Origin of the sequence: Janthinobacterium sp. LPB2021202312-11-4 (assembly GCF_037049705.1) — a bacterium.
Lineage (GTDB): Bacteria > Pseudomonadota > Gammaproteobacteria > Pseudomonadales > Pseudomonadaceae > Aquipseudomonas.
On sequence record NZ_JBAGKV010000042.1, the window covers coordinates 1 to 18,462 of the forward strand.

Consider the following 18,462-nt stretch of genomic DNA (forward strand, 5'->3'; position numbering starts at 1 on the left):
CTAACGGCTTGATAATTACAGAGGTAAATGCGATGCGCATTAGCATATTTGGTTTGGGTTACGTCGGTGCAGTCTGTGCCGGTTGCCTGTCTGCACGTGGCCATGACGTCATTGGCGTCGATGTTGCCAAAGACAAGATCGATATGATCAACGCCGGCAAATCGCCGATCGTTGAACCGGGTCTGGGCGAACTGCTGGCCAAGGGTATCGAGACCGGCCGTCTACGCGGTACCACCAACTTCGCCGAAGCGATTCGCGACACCGACGTGTCGATGATCTGCGTCGGTACGCCGAGCAAGAAGAACGGCGACCTGGAACTGAACTACATCGAAGCGGTGTGCCGCGAGATCGGTTTTGTCCTGCGTGACAAGACGTCCCGCCACACCATCGTGGTTCGCAGCACCGTATTGCCGGGCACGGTCGCCAACGTTGTCATCCCGATTCTCGAAGATTGCTCGGGCAAGAAAGCCGGGGTCGATTTCGGTGTGGCGGTGAACCCTGAGTTCCTGCGTGAAAGCACTGCGATTGCCGACTACGACCTGCCACCGATGACCGTCATCGGCGAGTTCGATACCGCCAGCGGCGACGTGCTGCAAGCGCTGTACGAAGAACTCGACGCACCGATCATCCGCAAGGACATCGCCGTCGCCGAGATGATCAAGTACACCTGCAACGTGTGGCACGCCACCAAGGTGACCTTCGCCAACGAGATCGGCAACATCGCCAAGGCTGTCGGCGTCGATGGTCGGGAAGTGATGGAAGTGGTCTGCCAGGACAAAACCCTGAACCTGTCGCAGTACTACATGCGTCCGGGCTTCGCGTTCGGCGGCTCCTGCCTGCCCAAAGACGTGCGCGCCCTGACCTTCCGTGCCGGTTCCCTGGACGTCGATGCGCCGCTGCTCAACTCGCTGATGCGCAGCAACGTGTCGCAAGTGCAGAACGCCTTCGACATCGTCTCCAGCCACGACAAACGCAAAGTCGCCCTGCTCGGCTTGAGCTTCAAGGCTGGCACCGATGACCTGCGCGAAAGCCCGCTGGTGGATCTGGCCGAAATGCTGATCGGCAAGGGTTACGACCTGAGCATCTACGACAGCAACGTCGAGTACGCCCGTGTCCACGGCGCGAACCGCGACTACATCGAATCGAAGATCCCCCACGTTTCGTCCCTGCTCAACGCCGACTTCGACGATGTGATCAACAACTCCGACGTGATCATCCTCGGCAACCGTGACGAGAAATTCCGCGCCCTGGCGGAAAACGCGCCACACGGCAAGCAAGTGGTCGACCTGGTGGGCTTCATGTCCAAAGCCACCAGCGTCAGCGGTCGCACCGAAGGCATCTGCTGGTAACACACACCGCTGTGCGGCAACGCGCAACGACTGTGCGAACCCGCCGTAGGAGCTGACGAGTGCAACGAGGCTGCGATCTTGACCGGGCCACTTGAGTCCTGAGTGAACCCAAAGACAAAGATCAAAAGATCAAAAGATCAAAAGATCGCAGCCTTCGGCAGCTCCTACGCAGGTTCAGCCCAGCGCCGGGTGAACCCGAAAAGATCAAAAGATCGGTGTCACCCGTGACCTTGCAAGTTTTTGTAAGCCTGCCTTAACCCCATCGGGCCACCCAACAGGCTCGCCCGAGATAGAGACGGATGCAGATTATGCACAGGCTAAAGCACGGCCTACTTCAGGCCGCCGGTTGGCTGTTTTACCTCAGTTTATTGATGGGCATCGCCATGATGTTGCCTGCGTCCACATTCGACTCCCAGTCGAAGGACTTCATCTTCCTGATCGGTTTTATCGGGATCTGGCGTTACTCGATGGGCGCCACGCACTTTCTGCGCGGCATGCTGTTTCTGTACGTGGTCTACCCGCACCTGCGGCGCAAAGTGCGCAAGCTGGGTAAAGCGGCAGACCCGTCCCATGTGTACCTGATGGTCACCAGTTTTCGTATCGATGCCCTGACCACCGCCCAGGTCTACAGCTCGGTGATTCGCGAAGCGATCGACTGCGGCCTGCCCGCGACCATGGTCTGCTCCATCGTGGAAATGTCCGATGAGCTGCTGGTCAAAAGCCTCTGGGCCCGGATGAATCCGCCGGACCGGGTCAAACTCGACTTCGTGCGCATTCCCGGCACCGGCAAGCGCGATGGCCTGGCCTACGGTTTCCGCGCCATCTCGCGTCACCTGCCGGACGACCGTGCCGTGGTAGCCGTGATCGATGGCGACACCGTGCTCGCCCCCGGCGTCGTGCTCAAGACCGTGCCGTGGTTCCAGCTGTTCGGCAACGTCGGCGGCCTGACCACCAACGAATTCTGCGAAGTGCGCGGCGGCTACATCATGAGCGAATGGCACAAACTGCGCTTCGCCCAACGCCACATCAACATGTGCTCGATGGCTCTGTCCAAGCGCGTTCTGACCATGACCGGGCGGATGTCGGTGTTCCGCGCAACCGTGGTGACCGACCCGGACTTCATCGCCGACGTGGAAAGCGACTCGCTGCAACACTGGCGCCTGGGCCGCTTCAAATTCCTCACCGGTGACGACAAATCGAGCTGGTTCAGCCTGATGCGCCTGGGCTACGACACCTTCTACGTACCCGACGCCGCGATCCACACCGTGGAACACCCGCCGGAAAAGAGCTTTATCAAGGCTAGCCGCAAACTGATGTTCCGCTGGTATGGCAACAACCTGCGCCAGAACTCCCGGGCCTTGGGCCTGGGGATGAAACGCCTGGGACTGTTCACCTCGGTGGTGCTGTTCGACCAGCGTGTATCGATGTGGACATCCCTGCTCGGCCTGACCGTGGCGATCATCGCCAGCTTCAAGTACGGCGGCGCGTTCATCCTCGCTTACCTGCTGTGGATCGGCCTCACCCGTTTGATCCTGACCCTGCTGCTGTCCTGCTCCGGCCACCGGATCGGCCCGGCCTACCCGATCATTCTTTATTACAACCAGATCGTCGGCGCGCTGGTGAAGATCTACGTGTTCTTCCGCCTCGACCAACAATCCTGGACTCGCCAGGACACCAAATTGACCCGTGATCTCGCCAGCTTTCAACGTTGGTTCAACACCTGGTCGTCTCGGACCATGACCTTCTCCGCCGGCAGCATTTTCGTCGCCGTGCTGCTGATGATGGTCTGACCGCCCCCTTATTGAATTAGCCAGGAAATAGCCCCCTATGAATACCGCCGTCAACGCCAACGTAGTGCACGAATCCGAAGCCCAGCGCCAACATGCCCGGGTAAAAATCCCGGCCAAGCTGCGGTTCTTCGGCCCCGATCGGACTCCAATGGAGGCCCGGGTCATCGACCTGTCCGCTGGCGGCCTGGCGTTCAACGCCGGTCAGTTGCCGCTGAAAATCGGCGATGTGCACAAGGCTCGCCTGCAATTCGTCATCGATAACCTTGGCCTGGCCATGGATGTCGAACTGCAGATCCGCTCCTTCGATCGCCAGACCGGGCGCGCCGGTTGCCAGTTCCAGAACCTGGAACCGCAAGACATCTCGACCCTGCGGCACCTGATCACCTCTCACCTGGCCGGCGACATCGTCAGCATGGGTGAAGTGCTGGCGACCCTGCAGCGTGACAACTTCACCAAGGCGCGCAAGGTCAAGGACGGCGGCCACGGCATGACCCCGTTCGGTCGTCTGCGTGCGGTGACCTTCAGCTTCGCGATTTTCCTGGTCGGCCTCGCCGCGTTCGGTTTCATCTTCAAGTCGGTGTACGGCATGTACTTCGTCAGCCACGCCCAGGCCGGCATCGTCAGCGTACCGGGCATGAACATCACCATGCCCCGGGACGGCACCGTGCAGAGTCTGATCAAAGACGACGGCATCGCCGCCAAAGGCGCGCCGCTGGCCACCTTCAGCACCAGCATGCTCGACGTGCTCAAGGGCCATCTGGACGAAGACCAGTTGCAACCGGCCAAGGTTGAAGAACTGTTCGGCAAGCAAATGACCGGCACCTTGACCTCGCCGTGCGATTGCACCGTGGCCCAGCAACTGGTCGCCAACGGTCAGTACGCCAGCAAGGGCGACGTGATCTTCACCCTGGTGCCGCGCAACAGCGAAGCCAACATCGACGCGCGCTTCACCTATCGCCAGTTCGCCGACGTGCGTCCGGGTGCGCCAGTGACCTTCGAAATCGCCGGCGAAAACAAGACCCGCACCGGCAAGATCGTCAGCAGCACCAGCCTGAAAAGCGCCGACCTGTCCTCCGACATCCGCGTGCAGATCAAGCCTGACGAACCGCTGGACACCACCTTCGCCGGTCGCCCGGTGGAAGTGAACAGCGACCGTGGCCCGAACCTGAACTGGCTGATCGACAAAGCCATGGCCGCCGGTATTTAAGTCGAGGACATGCCTGTGACGATTATCAGTCTCCTGAAAACACCGCAAACCTTGTGGGAGCGGGCTTGCTCGCGAAAGGATCAGCGCGGTCTGCCTGATGCACCGCAGCGCCTGCTTCGCGAGCAAGCCCGCTCCCACATGGGTTTTGCATTCTGCTCTCTGGCGCTGGCCGTCAGCCTCAGCGGTTGCGCCGGCCTGCCCGACCAGCGCCTGGCCAACGAAGCCCTCAAGCGCGGCGACACCGCGCTGGCGGCGCAGAACTACCAGCAACTGGCAGACCTGGGCTACAGCGAAGCCCAGGTTGGCCTGGCCGATATCCAGGTCGACAGCCGTGACCCGGCGCAGATGAAACAGGCCGAGGCGACCTACCGCGCCGCAGCCGCTGTATCACCCCGCGCCCAGGCGCGCCTGGGTCGCCTGTTGGTCGCCAAGCCCGGGTCCACTGAAGCCGAACAGCACGAAGCCGAAGGCCTGTTGAAAAAAGCCTCGGCCAACGGCGAAGGCAACACGCTGATCCCGCTGGCCATGCTGTACCTGCAATACCCCCACAGTTTCCCGAACATCAACGCCCAGCAGCAGATCAGCCAATGGCGCGCCGAAGGCAAACCGGAAGCGGGCCTGGCCCAAGTGCTGCTCTATCGCACCCAAGGCACTTACGACCAGCACCTGGACGAAGTCGCCTCCATCTGCAAAGCCGCGTTGAACATCACCGACATCTGCTACGTCGAGCTGGCCACGGTTTACCAGAAACAAGCCAAGCCAGAGCAACAGGCCGAGCTGATCAAGCAGATGCAAGCGGGCCATGCTCGCGGCACTGTTTCCGCTCAGCGCGTGGACAGCGTTGCTCGGGTCCTGGGTGATGCAAGCCTGGGCAAGACCGACGAAAAAACCGCGCAGTCGCTACTCGAAGGCATCGCCCCGGGCTACCCCGCTTCCTGGGTCAGCCTGGCGCAGTTGCTCTACGACTTCCCGGAACTGGGCGACGTCGACACGATGATGAAGTACCTCGACAACGGTCGAGCGGCGGATCAACCCCGCGCCGAACTGCTGCTCGGCAAGCTCTACTACGAAGGCAAATGGGTGCCGGCCGACGCCAAGGTCGCCGAAGCACACTTCCAGAAAGCCGTCGGCCGCGAAGTCGCCGCCGATTACTACCTCGGCCAGATTTATCGCCGTGGCTATCTGGGCAAAGTCTATTCGCAGAAGGCTCTGGATCACCTGCTGACCGCTGCGCGTAACGGCCAGAACAGCGCCGACTTCGCCATCGCCCAACTGTTTTCCCAAGGCAAGGGCACCAAGCCCAACCCGGTCAACGCTTACGTCTTCAGCCAGCTCGCCAAGGCTCAGGACACCCCGCAAGCCACTGAGCTTGCGACAACACTCGAAGCCCAACTGCCGCCTGCCCAGCTCGCCGAGGCCCAACGCCTGTTGAAACAAGAACAGGCCATTCGTGGCGCCTCAGGCCAGAACAAGCTGGATATGCACGCTCTGCAAGAAGAAGACGGCGAGGAAACACTATGAAGCTCAATCCTTTTGTTCAGGCCGGTATTGGCCTGACATTCGCCCTGCTGTGGTCGTGCCCGACCCTGGCGGCCATGACCGATGCCAAGAACTACGGCCTGGAAGTCAAAATCACCGGCCAGTCCGAAGACGATGCCGACCTCGGCACCGCCAAGGGCGGCGACGTCAATGGCCTGGGCCTCGACTTGCGCCCGTGGGTCTACGGTGAACGCGGTGCGTGGAGCGCCTACGCCATGGGTCAAGCCGTGACGTCCACTGACATCATCGAAACCGACACCCTGCAACAGGCCGACGACGCCAACCAGACCACCAACAGCGGTGATCGCACGTCGAAGAAAAACTACCTGGCGATGCGCGAATTCTGGGTCGGCTACAGCGGTCTCACGCCGTACCCCGGCGAGATGCTCAAACTCGGTCGCCAACGCCTGCGCAATGACGACGGCCAATGGCGCGACACCAACATCGAAGCACTGAACTGGACCTTCGACACCACCCTGTTGCGGGCCAACGCCGGTGTGGCCGAACGCTTCAGCGAATACCGCACCGACCTGAAAGAACTGGCCCCAAAAGACAAGGATCGGCTGCACACCTACGCCGATGCGGCGTACCAATGGACGCCGGGCAACTGGGTCGGCATTCGCGGTCATCACACCCACGATGACGGCAAACTCGATTACCCGGAACCGGGCGTGGCCGGCGATTCGCTGGACAAGAAACAGAACGGCGACATCACCTGGCTCGGCCTCACCGCCGACAGCGACGCCTATAACTGGCGCAACACCAACACCGTCAATTACTGGGGCAGCATCACCGGCATGCGCGGCGACACCGACACGGTCAACCCGCTGAACGCCGATGGCACCCGCCCCACCGAAGCCAAGAAAGGTGATGACCTCAACGGCTGGGCCACCGATATCGGCGTGCGCCTGCGCCTCGATCCGCAATGGCAAGTCGGCGCCGCCTATGCCCGCGCCAGCGCCGATTACGAACAGAACGGCCTGGAAAGCAACCGCTCGAACTACACCGGTACGCGCTCGCGGGTGCACCGTTTCGGCGAAGCCTTCCGTGGCGAAATGAACAACATGCAAACCGCGACCCTGTTCGGTTCGTGGATGCTCAACGACGAATACGACGCCAGCCTGATCTACCACAAGTTCTGGCGTGTGGACGGCAACAAACCGGTGGGCAGCAACGGCATCAACGCCGTCGAGAACAACACCGACGACGCCACCGGGGCGATCCTCTCCAGCACCTCGTTGCCCTTGGAAGATGGCAACAAAGACCTCGGTCAGGAAATGGACCTGGTGGTCACCAAGTACTTCAAGCAAGGGCTGTTGCCTGCGGCTTTGAGCCAGTCGATCGATGAGCCTTCGGCCCTGGTGCGTTTTCGTGGCGGTGTGTTCAAGCCCGGCGATGCCTACGGCAAACAAGTCGATTCGTACATGCACCGTGCGTTCATCGACGTGATCTGGCGCTTCTGATGCGAACCGCGAAGGGAGTGCCCGACATGACTCATCCGAAAAGAGGTTCGATCACCTTGCTGGCCGGCGCGATGCTGCTGGCCAGTTCGGTCGCCTTCGCCACTGCGGAACCGGTCGCGCCTGTGCAAAAAGGCCAACCGGCGACCCTGGCCAAGGGGCTGCAACAGGCCAAGACCTACACCGTCAGCAGCGCGCCAACCGCGCCGCTGGAGATGGCCAAGCCGAAACTGCCGGACACCTCCGGCTACACCGCCGAGGCCATCGCCGCAAAAATCGTCCGCACCAAACCGGGCAAAATCAGCGTGCGCCGGATGATGCAGGAAGACGCCTTGAAGGACTTCATCGGCGGCGACAACAAGATGGCCGAGTGGGTGGTGCGTCAACACGGCATCCCCCAGGCGATCTTCGTCGACGACGGTTACATGAACCTCAAGGACCTGGCCAAGAAAGAACCGAAGTACCTCAGCGAAACCTCGCCGGGCGTGTACCTGGCGAAGTTGCCGATCGTGGTCGGGCGCAAAGGCATCCTCGAAATCGACAAACAGACCCAGGAATTGCGCCTGTCCCAAGAGGCCGGCTCGTTCCTGGTCAACGACGGCCAGTTGTTTGTGCGTGACACCAAGATCACTGGCTGGAGCGAGAAGAACAACGGCCCGGCACTGTTCAAGACGCCGAAGGAATTCCGTCCGTTCCTGCTGTCCTGGGGCGGCACCGAGACCTACATCGCCGACAGCAAGATCGCGAGTTTTGGCTACGCCAACAGCAAGTCCTACGGCGTGAGTATTTCCCAGTACACGCCAAACATGGCCAAGGTGCTCAAGCGTCCTGAACCGACGGGCTGGATCGTTGGCTCCGAGTTCTCGGACATGTGGTACGGCTTCTACTGCTACGAAACCCGCGACTTTGTGGTCAAGGGCAACACCTACAAAGACAACATCGTCTACGGCATTGACCCGCATGACCGGTCGCATGGGCTGATCATCGCGGACAACACCGTACACGGGACCAAGAAGAAGCACGGGATCATCATTTCCCGTGAGGTCAACGACAGCTTCATCTTCAACAACCGCAGCTACGACAACCACCTCTCGGGGCTGGTGATCGACCGTAACAGCGTGAACAACCTGATCGCCTACAACGAGATCTACAAGAATCACACCGACGGCATCACCCTCTACGAGAGTGCCGACAACCTGATCTACGGCAACAAAGTGATCAGCAACAAACGCCACGGCATCCGCATTCGTAACAGCGTGAACATCCGCCTCTACGAAAACATCGCCATGGCCAACGGCCTGACCGGCGTGTACGGCCACATCAAGGACCTGAGCGACACCGACCGCGACATCAAGCTCGATCCGTTCGACGCCCAGGTATCGCTGATCGTGGTCGGTGGCGAACTGGCCGGCAATGGCAGCGGACCGCTGTCCATCGACTCGCCGCTGAGCGTCGAGTTGTACCGCGTGTCCATGCTCGCGCCGACCAAATCCAGCGGCATCAGCTTCAACGGGATTCTCGGCGAGCGCCAGGATGAAATTCTCGACCTGCTGGTGCGCCAGCAGAAAGCCGTGCTGATCGACCCTGTCGAACGCCAGACCGAAATGCGGGACTGAGGATAATTTTATGCACCCACACTTGATCAAATTACTCAGCCTGTCGGCCCTGACAGCGGGCATGCTCGCGGCCAGCGCCGGGGCCCGTGCCGACGATGCCGTCAAAGCCCCGAGCTTCACCGCCGACCCGTGCTGCAACCTGTGCCCGGAAGCCCACGACGCTAAGAACTACACCACGCGCTATCAGCAGAACTTCACCACGCTGGTGCAGGCCCAGGGCGATTGGCTGTTCCGTACCCAGGAAGACTTGCGCACCGAATTCGACACCTCCCCCGCCGGCTACAAACGCATGAAACAACTGCACGATGCGTTCAAGAGCAAAGGCGTGGAACTGGTGGTCGTCTACCAACCGACCCGAGGCCTGGTGAACCGCAACAAGCTCAACCCGGAAGACAAGGCCAAGTACGACTTCGACAAGGCCCTGCGCAACTACAAAACCATGCTCGGCCGATTCGCCGCCATGGGCTACACCGTGCCGGACCTGTCGCCGCTGACCAACGAGACGCTGCCCGACACCCTGCCGGCCCACGATTTCTACTTCCGCGGTGACCAACACTGGACGCCGTACGGCGCCCAGCGCACGGCGAAAATCGTCGGTGAACAAATCAAGAAAATGCCGGCCTTCGCCGACATCCCGAAACGCGAATTCGAGAGCCATAAGTCGGGCCGCATGGGCAAGACCGGAACATTGCACAACATGGCCGGTCAACTCTGTGGCACCAGCTACGCGATCCAGTACATGGATCAGTTCACCACCGAGCCAAAAGGCGAAGCGGCGGATGGCGATCTATTCGGTGACTCCGGCAATCCAGAGATCACCCTGGTCGGCACCAGTCACAGCGGCAAGAACTACAACTTCGCCGGTTTCCTCGAAGAGGCCATCGGCGCCGACATCCTCAACGTGGCGTTCCCTGGCGGTGGCCTGGAAGGTTCGATGCTGCAGTACCTGGGCAGCGACGAGTTCCAGAAAAAACCGCCAAAGATTCTGATCTGGGAATTCTCGCCGCTCTATCGCCTCGACCAGGAAACCATCTACCGCCAGATGATGGCGCTGCTGGACAACGGTTGCGAAGGCAAGGAAACACAGATGACCGGCAGCACCACATTGAAGCCGGGCAAAAACGAATTGATGGTCAACAGCAAGAACCTGAACCTGCAAAACAGCAGCCACCAGGTCGACATCCAGTTCGCCGATGCGTCGGTGAAAGTCCTGCACGCCACCCTCTGGTACATGAACGGTCGCCACGAGGACATCAAAATCGAAAAACCGGAAACCTCCGACACTGACGGGCGTTTCGCCTTTGAGTTGCGCACCGACGAAGACTGGGCCACGCAGAACTTGCTGGCGGTCGAAGTCGAGGGCCCTGAAGCAGGTGCCGCGCCACAAAAAGTCGAAGCGAAAATCTGCAAACGCAACGTGTTCCCAGGCGCTGAGCAACGTACCGCTCAGGCCGGGCAATGAGGCTGCTTCTTATGACCTGCATGCACACCCGAACTTTGAAGAATCTACTCGCTCCGTCCCTGCTGACACTGGCCATGTTCGCCGGCGCCACTCAGGCTGCCGCGCCACTGCGCCCGCCACAGGGCTACTTCGCGCCGATTGAAAAAATGAAGACCGGCGACAGCAGCGAAGGCTGCGATGCCATGCCGACGCCGTACACCGGTTCGCTGCAATTTCGCAGCAAGTACGAAGGCTCCGACAAGGCCCGTTCAACCCTGAACGTGCAGTCGGAAAAAGCCTTCCGTGACAGCACCGCCGACATCACCAAACTGGAACGCGGCACCAGCAAGCGCGTGATGCAGTTCATGCGTGATGGTCGCCCCGAACAACTCGAGTGCACGCTCAACTGGTTGACCGCGTGGGCCAAGGCCGACGCGCTGATGTCCAAGGACTTCAACCACACCGGCAAGTCGATGCGCAAATGGGCCTTGGGCAGCATGGCGTCGGCGTACATTCGCCTGAAGTTCTCCGACTCGCACCCGCTGGCCAATCACCAGCAAGAGTCGCAGTTGATCGAAGCCTGGTTCAGCAAAATGGCGGATCAGGTGGTCAGCGATTGGGACAACCTGCCGCTCGATAAAACCAACAACCACTCGTACTGGGCTGCCTGGTCGGTGATGGCAACGTCCGTCGCCACCAACCGCCGCGACCTGTTCGACTGGTCCGTGAAGGAATACAAGGTCGGCGCCAATCAGGTCGACGCCAATGGTTTCCTGCCCAACGAACTCAAGCGCCAGCAACGCGCCCTCGCCTATCACAACTATGCCCTGCCGCCGCTGGCGATGATCGCCAGTTTCGCCCAGGTCAACGGGGTGGATTTGCGTCAGGAAAACAACGGTGCGCTCAAACGCCTGGGTGACAACGTGCTGGCCGGGGTGAAAGACCCGGACCTCTTCGAGAAGAAGAACGGCAAGGAACAGGACATGACGGACCTGAAACAGGACATGAAATTCGCCTGGCTCGAACCGTTCTGCACGCTCTACACGTGCGCCCCGGATGTACTGGCGCAGAAGCACAAGATGCAGCCGTTCAAGACCTTCCGCCTCGGCGGCGACTTGACCAAGGTCTACGACCCGGCCAATGAAAAAGGCAACAAAGGAAGCTAGCACCAAACCCGTAGGAGCAAGGCTTGCCCGCGATGGCCGTAACGCGGTGCAACAGATGAACCGCGTCATCGTTCATCGCGGGCAAGCCTTGCTCCTACAGGGTCAATGCACGATTTGAGTTGAGTGTTATTCCCCCGGTTTTCGGTGGGGGGTTTGGGGGGGCCGTTGGCCCTTGACTGTTGGTTAAACATGGAGAGATCGGGATGGTATTTTCGTCCAACGTGTTCCTGTTTTTGTTCTTGCCGATCTTTCTCGGCTTGTACTACTTGAGCGGGATTCGCTACCGCAACTTGCTGCTGCTGGTCGCCAGCTATGTGTTCTATGCCTGGTGGCGCGTGGACTTCCTCGCGTTGTTCGCCGCCGTCACGCTGTGGAATTACTGGATCGGCCTCAAGGTCGGTGCCGCCGGCGTGCGGACCCAACCGGCCCAGCGCTGGTTGCTCCTGGGCGTGGCCGTCGATTTGTGCATTCTCGGCTACTTCAAGTACGCCAACTTCGGCGTCGACAGCATCAACGCGATGATGACGTCGGTCGGTCTGTCGCCGTTCATCCTGACCCACGTGCTGTTGCCGATCGGGATCTCGTTCTACATCTTCGAGTCCATCAGCTACATCATTGACGTCTATCGCGGTGATACCCCGGCGACCCGCAACCTGATCGACTTCGCGGCATTCGTGGCGATCTTCCCGCACTTGATCGCCGGCCCGGTGTTGCGTTTCCGCGACCTCGCCGACCAGTTCAACAACCGCACCCATACCCTCGACAAGTTTTCCGAGGGCTGCACGCGGTTCATGCAGGGTTTCATCAAGAAAGTCTTTATCGCCGACACCCTTGCGGTGGTAGCGGACCATTGCTTCGCCCTGCAAGCCCCGACCACGGGTGACGCCTGGCTCGGCGCCCTGGCGTACACCGCGCAGCTGTATTTCGACTTCTCCGGCTACAGCGACATGGCCATCGGCCTGGGCTTGATGATGGGTTTTCGCTTCATGGAAAACTTCAAGCAGCCGTACATCAGCCAGTCGATCACCGAGTTCTGGCGCCGCTGGCACATCAGCCTGTCCACTTGGTTGCGTGACTACCTGTACATCACCCTCGGCGGTAATCGCAAAGGGACGTTGATGACCTATCGCAACCTGTTCCTGACCATGCTGCTCGGTGGTCTGTGGCACGGCGCGAACATCACCTACATCGTCTGGGGTGCGTGGCACGGCATGTGGCTGGCGATCGAGAAGGCCTTGGGCCTGAACACTTCGCCGCGCAGCATCAACCCGATCCGCTGGGCGCTGACTTTCCTGCTGGTGGTCATGGGCTGGGTGATCTTCCGCTCGGAAAACCTGCACGTGGCCGGTCGCATGTACGGCGCGATGTTCAGCTTCGGCGAATGGTCGCTGTCGGAACTCAACCAGGCCAGCCTCACCGGCCTGCAAGTAGCGACGCTGATCGTGGCTTACGTGACCCTGGCGTTCTTCGGCATTCGCGATTTCTACACCCATCGTCCGCCGGAAAAAACCAAGCCTGTGGTGAACGTCGAGGCCGATGGCCCGGCGAGCGCAACACCAGGAACGATCAAAGCCGTACCGGGTGACAACCCGGGCAGCATCCACCAACCGGGCTACACCGTGGGCGTTGAAGCCACCGTGCAACCGGCTTACTGGACCGCTGACTGGTCGCGCTACGTGATGCGCACGCTGGTACTGCTGCTGTTCATCGCCTCGATTTTCAAACTCTCGGCGCAAAGCTTCTCGCCGTTCCTTTACTTCCAGTTCTGAGGGATCTGACCATGACCCGCTCATTACGCATCCTCTACATCGCGCTGTTCCTGGCGACCCTTTTGGCCCTGGGCCTGTGGTCCACGCGCAGCTTCTTCGGCTTCAACACCAGCGCCGAAACCACCGTGCTCAACGGGCGCTGGACCAAAGCCGTGGAGACGCACTACGACGCCGAGTTCCCGATCAAGCGCCTGGGCACCAACCTCTGGGCCGCGCTGGATTTCAAACTATTCAACGAAGGTCGTCCGGGCGTGGTGCTCGGTCGCGATCAATGGTTGTACAGCGATGAAGAATTCAACCCGATCGTCAACGAAGAGCTGAACCTGCAAGGCAACTACGCGCTGGTCGAAGGCGTGCGTCAGACCCTGAAAGCCAAAGGCGTGAAACTGGTGATGGCGATTGTCCCGGCCAAGGTTCGCCTGTACCCGGAACACCTGGGTGAAGTGAAACCGGCGAGTATTCACGCCAACCTTTACCAGGACTTCCACGCCCGTGTGGCGGCCGACAAGATCCTCGCCCCCGACCTGCTCAGCCCGTTCCAACAGGCCAAGCAAAACGGTCAGCAAGTGTTCCTGCGTACCGACACCCACTGGACCCCGGAAGGCGCGCAAATCGCCGCCGAAACCCTGGCCAAGACCATTGCCGAGAAAACTCCGCTCAGTGGCGAGCCGCAAAACTTCGTCACCGAACCGGCGGAGAAAGTCACCCACAAGGGCGACCTGCGCTTGTTCCTGCCGCTGGACCCGCTGTTCGAAAACCTGATGCCGGCCACCGAGCCGTTGCAAAAGCGCAACACCGTGGCGGCTGACGATCAGCCTGCCGCTGACGATGCCCTGTTCGCCAACAACGAAGTACCGGTGGCGCTGATTGGCACCAGTTACAGCGCCAACCCGAACTGGAATTTCGTCGGTGCGCTGAAGCAAGCGCTCAAGAGCGACGTGGTCAATTACGCCGAGGACGGCCACGGCCCGATCCTGCCGATGCTCAGCTACCTGAAAAGCGATGCCTTCAAGAACAGCCCGCCACAGGTGCTGATCTGGGAGTTTCCTGAACGTTATCTGCCTGTGAACAACGAAATCGGTGACGCCGACCCGCAGTGGGTCGCAGCGCTCAAAGAAGCCGGCGTACGCCAACAAAACGTAGCTGCAAACACTAAATCCGAGACGCCCGACCGGGCGCAAAACTGAAAGAGAGGTACACCCATGACTTTCACTACTACTCCTCGCCGTCTCGCTAAGACTTTGGCTCTTGTTGCTGGCATGAGCGTTGTGTCGATGTCCGCCTTCGCTGGCGACGCCGCACTCTACGGCCCGACCGCACCAAAAGGCTCGACCTTCGTGCGGGTCTACAACGCCGGTAATGCTGAAGTCAGCGCCACCGTCGGCACCACCGCGCTGAACGATGTTGCGCCACTGGCCAGCAGCGATTTCAGCTTCATGCCGGGCGGCGACTACAGCGCCAAAGTTGGCAGCCAGTCCCTGCCGGTGAAGCTGGCTGGTGATCACTATTACACCCTGGTCAACAACGCCAGCGGCGCGCCGCAACTGATCGAAGAGCCGCCGTTCAAGAACAAGCAGAAATCCCTGGTTCGCGTACAGAACCTGAGCGACAAGGCCCTGACCCTGAAAACCGCTGACGGCAAAACCGAAGTGGTTCCCTCCGTGGCGGCCAAGGGTCGTGGCGAACGTGAAATCAACCCGGTGAAAGTCAGCCTGGCCCTGTACGACGGCGCGACCAAAGTCGGCGACGTCAAACCGGTTGCCCTGGAACGCGGTGAAGCGGCCGTGCTGTACGTCACCGGCAGTGGCAGCAGCCTGTCGCCAGTCTGGGTAAAACGCCCGGTTTCGACGCGCTAACAGATTTTTCGCAAGGCTGACATCACACGGGACCGACCTTGAAACACGGTCCCCGTAGGAGCTGCCGCAGGCTGCGATCTTTTGATCTTTGACGTCATTGATGACGCCAAAAGATCGCAGCCTTCGGCAGCTCCTACAGGTGCAGTGTCGACCTTCCGATGCGGCATAAGAACAAGAGTGAAACGACAGAACGTTCGTGGCTCTAACCAATCGATTTTAAAGGAGTAACAACATGATTCCGGTGATCTTGTCAGGTGGTAGCGGCTCACGTCTTTGGCCGCTTTCGCGCAAACAGTTCCCTAAACAGTTCCTGGCCTTGACCGGCGAACACACGCTGTTCCAGCAAACCCTGGAACGCCTGGTCTTCGAAGGCATGGACACCCCGATCGTGGTCTGCAACAAGGACCACCGTTTCATCGTCAACGAGCAGTTGAGCGCCCGCAAGCTGGACGTGCAACGCATCCTGATGGAACCGTTCGGGCGCAACACCGCACCGGCCGTGGCCCTGACCGCGATGATGCTGGTCAATGAAGGTCGCGACGAGCTGATGCTGGTGCTGCCGGCCGACCACGTGCTGGAAGACCAGAAAGCCCTGCAACGTGCGCTGGCCCTGGCCACCGTCGCTGCGGAAAACGGCGAAATGGTGCTGTTCGGCGTCCCGGCCACCAAACCGGAAACCGGTTACGGCTACATCAAATCCACCAATGATTCGCTGCTGCCCGAAGGCGTCAGCCGCGTCTCGCACTTCGTTGAAAAACCCGACGTCAAACGCGCCACCGAGTACGTGGAGTCCGGCGGTTATTTCTGGAACAGCGGCATGTTCCTGTTCCGCGCCAGCCGCTTCCTCGAAGAGCTGAAAAAGCACGACCCGGACATCTACGACACCTGCCTGCTGACCCTGGAACGCAGCGAGCAAGATGCCGACACCATCACCTTTGACGAAGCGACTTTCGCCTGCTGCCCGGACAACTCCATCGACTACGCCGTGATGGAAAAAACCCAGCGCGCCTGCGTCGTGCCACTGACGGCGGGCTGGAGCGATGTCGGTTGCTGGGCCTCGTTGTGGGCAGTGAACGAAAAAGACGCCAATGGCAACGTGGCCAAAGGCGACGTGGTCATCCAGGACAGCAAAAACTGCATGATTCACGGCAACGGCAAACTGGTGTCGGTGATTGGCCTGGAAAACATCGTGGTGGTCGAAACCAAGGACGCCATGATGATCGCCCACAAGGACTCGGTCCAAGGCGTGAAACAAATGGTCAACACCCTCAACGAACAGGGCCGCAGCGAAACCCAGAACCACTGCGAAGTCTATCGTCCGTGGGGTTCCTACGACTCGGTGGACATGGGCGGGCGTTTCCAGGTCAAGCACATCTCGGTCAAACCGGGCGCGTGCCTGTCGCTGCAAATGCACCACCACCGCGCCGAACACTGGATCGTGGTCAGCGGCACGGCGGAAGTGACCTGCGATGAAAACGTGTTCCTGCTCTGCGAGAACCAGTCGACCTACATCCCGATTGCGTCGGTTCATCGCTTGCGCAACCCGGGCAAGATTCCACTCGAGATCATCGAAGTGCAATCGGGCAGCTACCTGGGTGAGGACGATATCGAGCGGTTTGAAGATATCTACGGCCGCTCCACCCCGGTCGAACGCGGCGTGTCGGTGAAAACCATCGCGCAGTAAGCGTTCAGCAAAATAAAAAGCCCTCGTCGAGCCCACTGCGTCCCCTATCCGCAGTGGGTTGGTCGGGGGCTTTTTTTAAGATCAAAAGATCGCAGCCTTCGGCAGCGCCCACAGGCGCGTAGGAGCTGCCGAAGGCTGCGATCTTTTGACTTTCCTTTTGACTTCGCTCTTCCCATCGCCAACCCCACCTGCGCTTAGGTAGGATGACCGTCTCTTTCCCCGAGGTCGTGCGACATGTTCATCGGCATCCTGCTGGTCATCACCTGGCTGATCCTGTTGTTGCGCTACCCCGCCAAAGCCTTGCCGGTCTCCCTGGCCGCCGCCGTTGGCCTGGGCCTGGTCGCCACGTGGGTGATCTGGCTGGACAACCGCGAAATCAAGCAACTGGCACGCCTTGAACTGCGCATCAGCTATGCCCCCGACCAGTGCCCGGCCGATCGCCCGCTTCAATTGAAAATGAACAACGGCAACGACGTGCCGCTCACCGAGTTGCGCTGGCGCATCGCCGCTTACGCACCGGGTGACACGGTCAACCTGGCCGACAATCAATACGCTGCCCCGCGCTATCGCGGCCCCGGCGAATTGCAGGCCGGCGCCAATTGGGAAGACTGCTTGCCGCTGCCGCCGCTGCGCCCCGGCTACCGCCCGCAAACCCTGGAGTTTCGCGCCGAGCGTTTGCAGGGTAGTTTCTCCGACTGATCCCCTTTCTTCTTTTGCACAAGGACCGCGCCATGCCCGTTGCGTTGATTACCGGTTGTTCCAGCGGCATCGGCCGCGCCCTGGCGGACGCGTTCAAAGCGGCCGGCTACAAGGTCTGGGCCAGTGCCCGTAAAGCTGAGGATGTGGCTGCGTTGGAAGCCGCCGGGTTTATCGCCGTGCAACTGGACGTCAACGATGGCCCGGCGCTTGAAGCGCTGAGCGAGCGGATCAACCAGCAACATGGCGGTCTCGATGTGCTGATCAACAATGCCGGTTATGGCGCGATGGGGCCGCTGCTCGATGGCGGCGTGCCGGCGATGCAGCGCCAGTTTGAAACCAATGTGTTTGCGGTGGTCGGCGTGACCCGCGCGCTGTTCCCGGTACTGCGCCGGGCCAAGGGGTTGGTGGTGAATATCGGCAGCGTTTCCGGCGTCCTGGTCACGCCGTTCGCCGGCGCCTATTGCGCCTCGAAAGCCGCCGTGCACGCCTTGAGCGATGCGTTGCGTATGGAGCTGGCGCCGTTTGGCATCCGCGTGATGGAAGTCCAGCCCGGCGCCATCGCCTCAAGCTTCGCCAAAAATGCCGGGCATGAAGCCGAGCAATTGATCACCGAACAATCGCCATGGTGGCCGCTGCGCGAAGGCATTCGTGCGCGGGCCAAAGCCTCCCAGGACAACCCGACCCCGGCCAGTGAATTTGCTGCCGGCTTGCTCAAAGCCGTGCAGCAGAGCAAACCGCCGCGCCTGCTACGCCTGGGCAATGGCAGCCGGGCGTTGCCGTTGCTGGCGGGGCTGTTACCCAAAGGGTTGCTGGAGTCGGGGTTGATGAAGCGGTTCGGGTTGCGGGGGCAACTCTAAAACCGCGTTAACGCACCTCTCACCGTAGG

At 60.5% G+C, this 18,462-nt stretch carries 14 protein-coding genes; all 14 read left to right on the forward strand.

Annotation, left to right across the window (positions count from 1 at the left end; translation table 11 throughout):
* Positions 1-32 precede the first annotated feature (32 nt).
* Positions 33-1,349, forward strand: a complete 1,317-nt coding sequence (locus V5E99_RS28275; protein ID WP_499805676.1) for a nucleotide sugar dehydrogenase — start codon at positions 33-35, stop codon at positions 1,347-1,349.
* Between the two features lie 308 nt (positions 1,350-1,657).
* On the forward strand, positions 1,658-3,139 hold the full coding sequence (gene alg8 / locus V5E99_RS28280) for a mannuronan synthase (RefSeq protein ID WP_499805678.1): 1,482 nt from the start codon (positions 1,658-1,660) through the stop codon (positions 3,137-3,139).
* A gap of 37 nt (positions 3,140-3,176) precedes the next feature.
* Entirely contained in the window at positions 3,177-4,346 is a 1,170-nt protein-coding gene (locus tag V5E99_RS28285; protein WP_499805679.1) for a PilZ domain-containing protein, read from the forward strand.
* A 15-nt stretch (positions 4,347-4,361) separates the two neighbouring features.
* Entirely contained in the window at positions 4,362-5,867 is a 1,506-nt protein-coding gene (gene algK / locus V5E99_RS28290) for an alginate biosynthesis TPR repeat lipoprotein AlgK (protein ID WP_499805681.1), read from the forward strand.
* Positions 5,864-7,348 (forward strand): alginate export family protein, encoded by a 1,485-nt coding sequence (locus V5E99_RS28295; RefSeq protein ID WP_499805682.1) that lies wholly within the window; start codon positions 5,864-5,866, stop codon positions 7,346-7,348. Before algK ends, V5E99_RS28295 begins: the two co-directional genes overlap by 4 nt.
* A gap of 26 nt (positions 7,349-7,374) precedes the next feature.
* The gene (gene algG / locus V5E99_RS28300; RefSeq protein WP_499805684.1) at positions 7,375-8,961 is read left to right on the forward strand and encodes a mannuronan 5-epimerase AlgG; all 1,587 of its coding nucleotides are present in this window, start codon (positions 7,375-7,377) and stop codon (positions 8,959-8,961) included.
* A 10-nt stretch (positions 8,962-8,971) separates the two neighbouring features.
* Positions 8,972-10,423, forward strand: coding sequence for an alginate O-acetyltransferase (locus V5E99_RS28305; RefSeq protein ID WP_499805685.1), 1,452 nt, complete (start codon positions 8,972-8,974; stop codon positions 10,421-10,423).
* 20 nt (positions 10,424-10,443) lie between these two features.
* Positions 10,444-11,568, forward strand: coding sequence for a mannuronate-specific alginate lyase (locus tag V5E99_RS28310; protein WP_499805686.1), 1,125 nt, complete (start codon positions 10,444-10,446; stop codon positions 11,566-11,568).
* A gap of 203 nt (positions 11,569-11,771) precedes the next feature.
* Positions 11,772-13,337, forward strand: coding sequence for an MBOAT family O-acyltransferase (locus tag V5E99_RS28315; protein WP_499805687.1), 1,566 nt, complete (start codon positions 11,772-11,774; stop codon positions 13,335-13,337).
* A gap of 11 nt (positions 13,338-13,348) precedes the next feature.
* Positions 13,349-14,524: an alginate O-acetyltransferase gene (locus tag V5E99_RS28320; protein ID WP_499805688.1), complete on the forward strand. Its 1,176-nt coding sequence runs from the start codon at positions 13,349-13,351 to the stop codon at positions 14,522-14,524.
* A gap of 72 nt (positions 14,525-14,596) precedes the next feature.
* On the forward strand, positions 14,597-15,193 hold the full coding sequence (locus V5E99_RS28325) for an alginate O-acetyltransferase AlgF (protein WP_499805689.1): 597 nt from the start codon (positions 14,597-14,599) through the stop codon (positions 15,191-15,193).
* 232 nt (positions 15,194-15,425) lie between these two features.
* Positions 15,426-16,877 carry a mannose-1-phosphate guanylyltransferase/mannose-6-phosphate isomerase gene (locus V5E99_RS28330; RefSeq protein ID WP_499805690.1) on the forward strand — a complete coding sequence of 484 codons (1,452 nt, stop codon included), beginning with the start codon at positions 15,426-15,428 and terminating at the stop codon, positions 16,875-16,877.
* Between the two features lie 234 nt (positions 16,878-17,111).
* Entirely contained in the window at positions 17,112-17,576 is a 465-nt protein-coding gene (locus tag V5E99_RS28335; RefSeq protein WP_499805691.1) for a hypothetical protein, read from the forward strand.
* Positions 17,577-17,608: 32 nt separating this feature from the next.
* Complete coding sequence (locus V5E99_RS28340; RefSeq protein WP_499805693.1) at positions 17,609-18,433, forward strand: SDR family oxidoreductase; 825 nt, start codon at positions 17,609-17,611, stop codon at positions 18,431-18,433.
* The last annotated feature ends 29 nt before the right edge of the window (positions 18,434-18,462 follow it).

Excerpts from the sequence above, each read along its gene's own strand:
- V5E99_RS28305 (WP_499805685.1), top strand. The coding sequence starts at position 8,972 with ATGCACCCACACTTGATCAAATTACTCAGCCTGTCGGCCCTGACAGCG.
- V5E99_RS28325 (WP_499805689.1), top strand. The coding sequence starts at position 14,597 with ATGAGCGTTGTGTCGATGTCCGCCTTCGCTGGCGACGCCGCACTCTAC.
- V5E99_RS28285 (WP_499805679.1), top strand. The coding sequence starts at position 3,177 with ATGAATACCGCCGTCAACGCCAACGTAGTGCACGAATCCGAAGCCCAG.
- V5E99_RS28275 (WP_499805676.1), top strand. The coding sequence starts at position 33 with ATGCGCATTAGCATATTTGGTTTGGGTTACGTCGGTGCAGTCTGTGCC.
- V5E99_RS28330 (WP_499805690.1), top strand. The coding sequence starts at position 15,426 with ATGATTCCGGTGATCTTGTCAGGTGGTAGCGGCTCACGTCTTTGGCCG.
- V5E99_RS28295 (WP_499805682.1), top strand. The coding sequence starts at position 5,864 with ATGAAGCTCAATCCTTTTGTTCAGGCCGGTATTGGCCTGACATTCGCC.
- V5E99_RS28335 (WP_499805691.1), top strand. The coding sequence starts at position 17,112 with ATGTTCATCGGCATCCTGCTGGTCATCACCTGGCTGATCCTGTTGTTG.
- V5E99_RS28310 (WP_499805686.1), top strand. The coding sequence starts at position 10,444 with ATGCACACCCGAACTTTGAAGAATCTACTCGCTCCGTCCCTGCTGACA.
- V5E99_RS28320 (WP_499805688.1), top strand. The coding sequence starts at position 13,349 with ATGACCCGCTCATTACGCATCCTCTACATCGCGCTGTTCCTGGCGACC.
- V5E99_RS28340 (WP_499805693.1), top strand. The coding sequence starts at position 17,609 with ATGCCCGTTGCGTTGATTACCGGTTGTTCCAGCGGCATCGGCCGCGCC.
- algG (WP_499805684.1), top strand. The coding sequence starts at position 7,375 with ATGACTCATCCGAAAAGAGGTTCGATCACCTTGCTGGCCGGCGCGATG.
- V5E99_RS28315 (WP_499805687.1), top strand. The coding sequence starts at position 11,772 with ATGGTATTTTCGTCCAACGTGTTCCTGTTTTTGTTCTTGCCGATCTTT.
- alg8 (WP_499805678.1), top strand. The coding sequence starts at position 1,658 with ATGCACAGGCTAAAGCACGGCCTACTTCAGGCCGCCGGTTGGCTGTTT.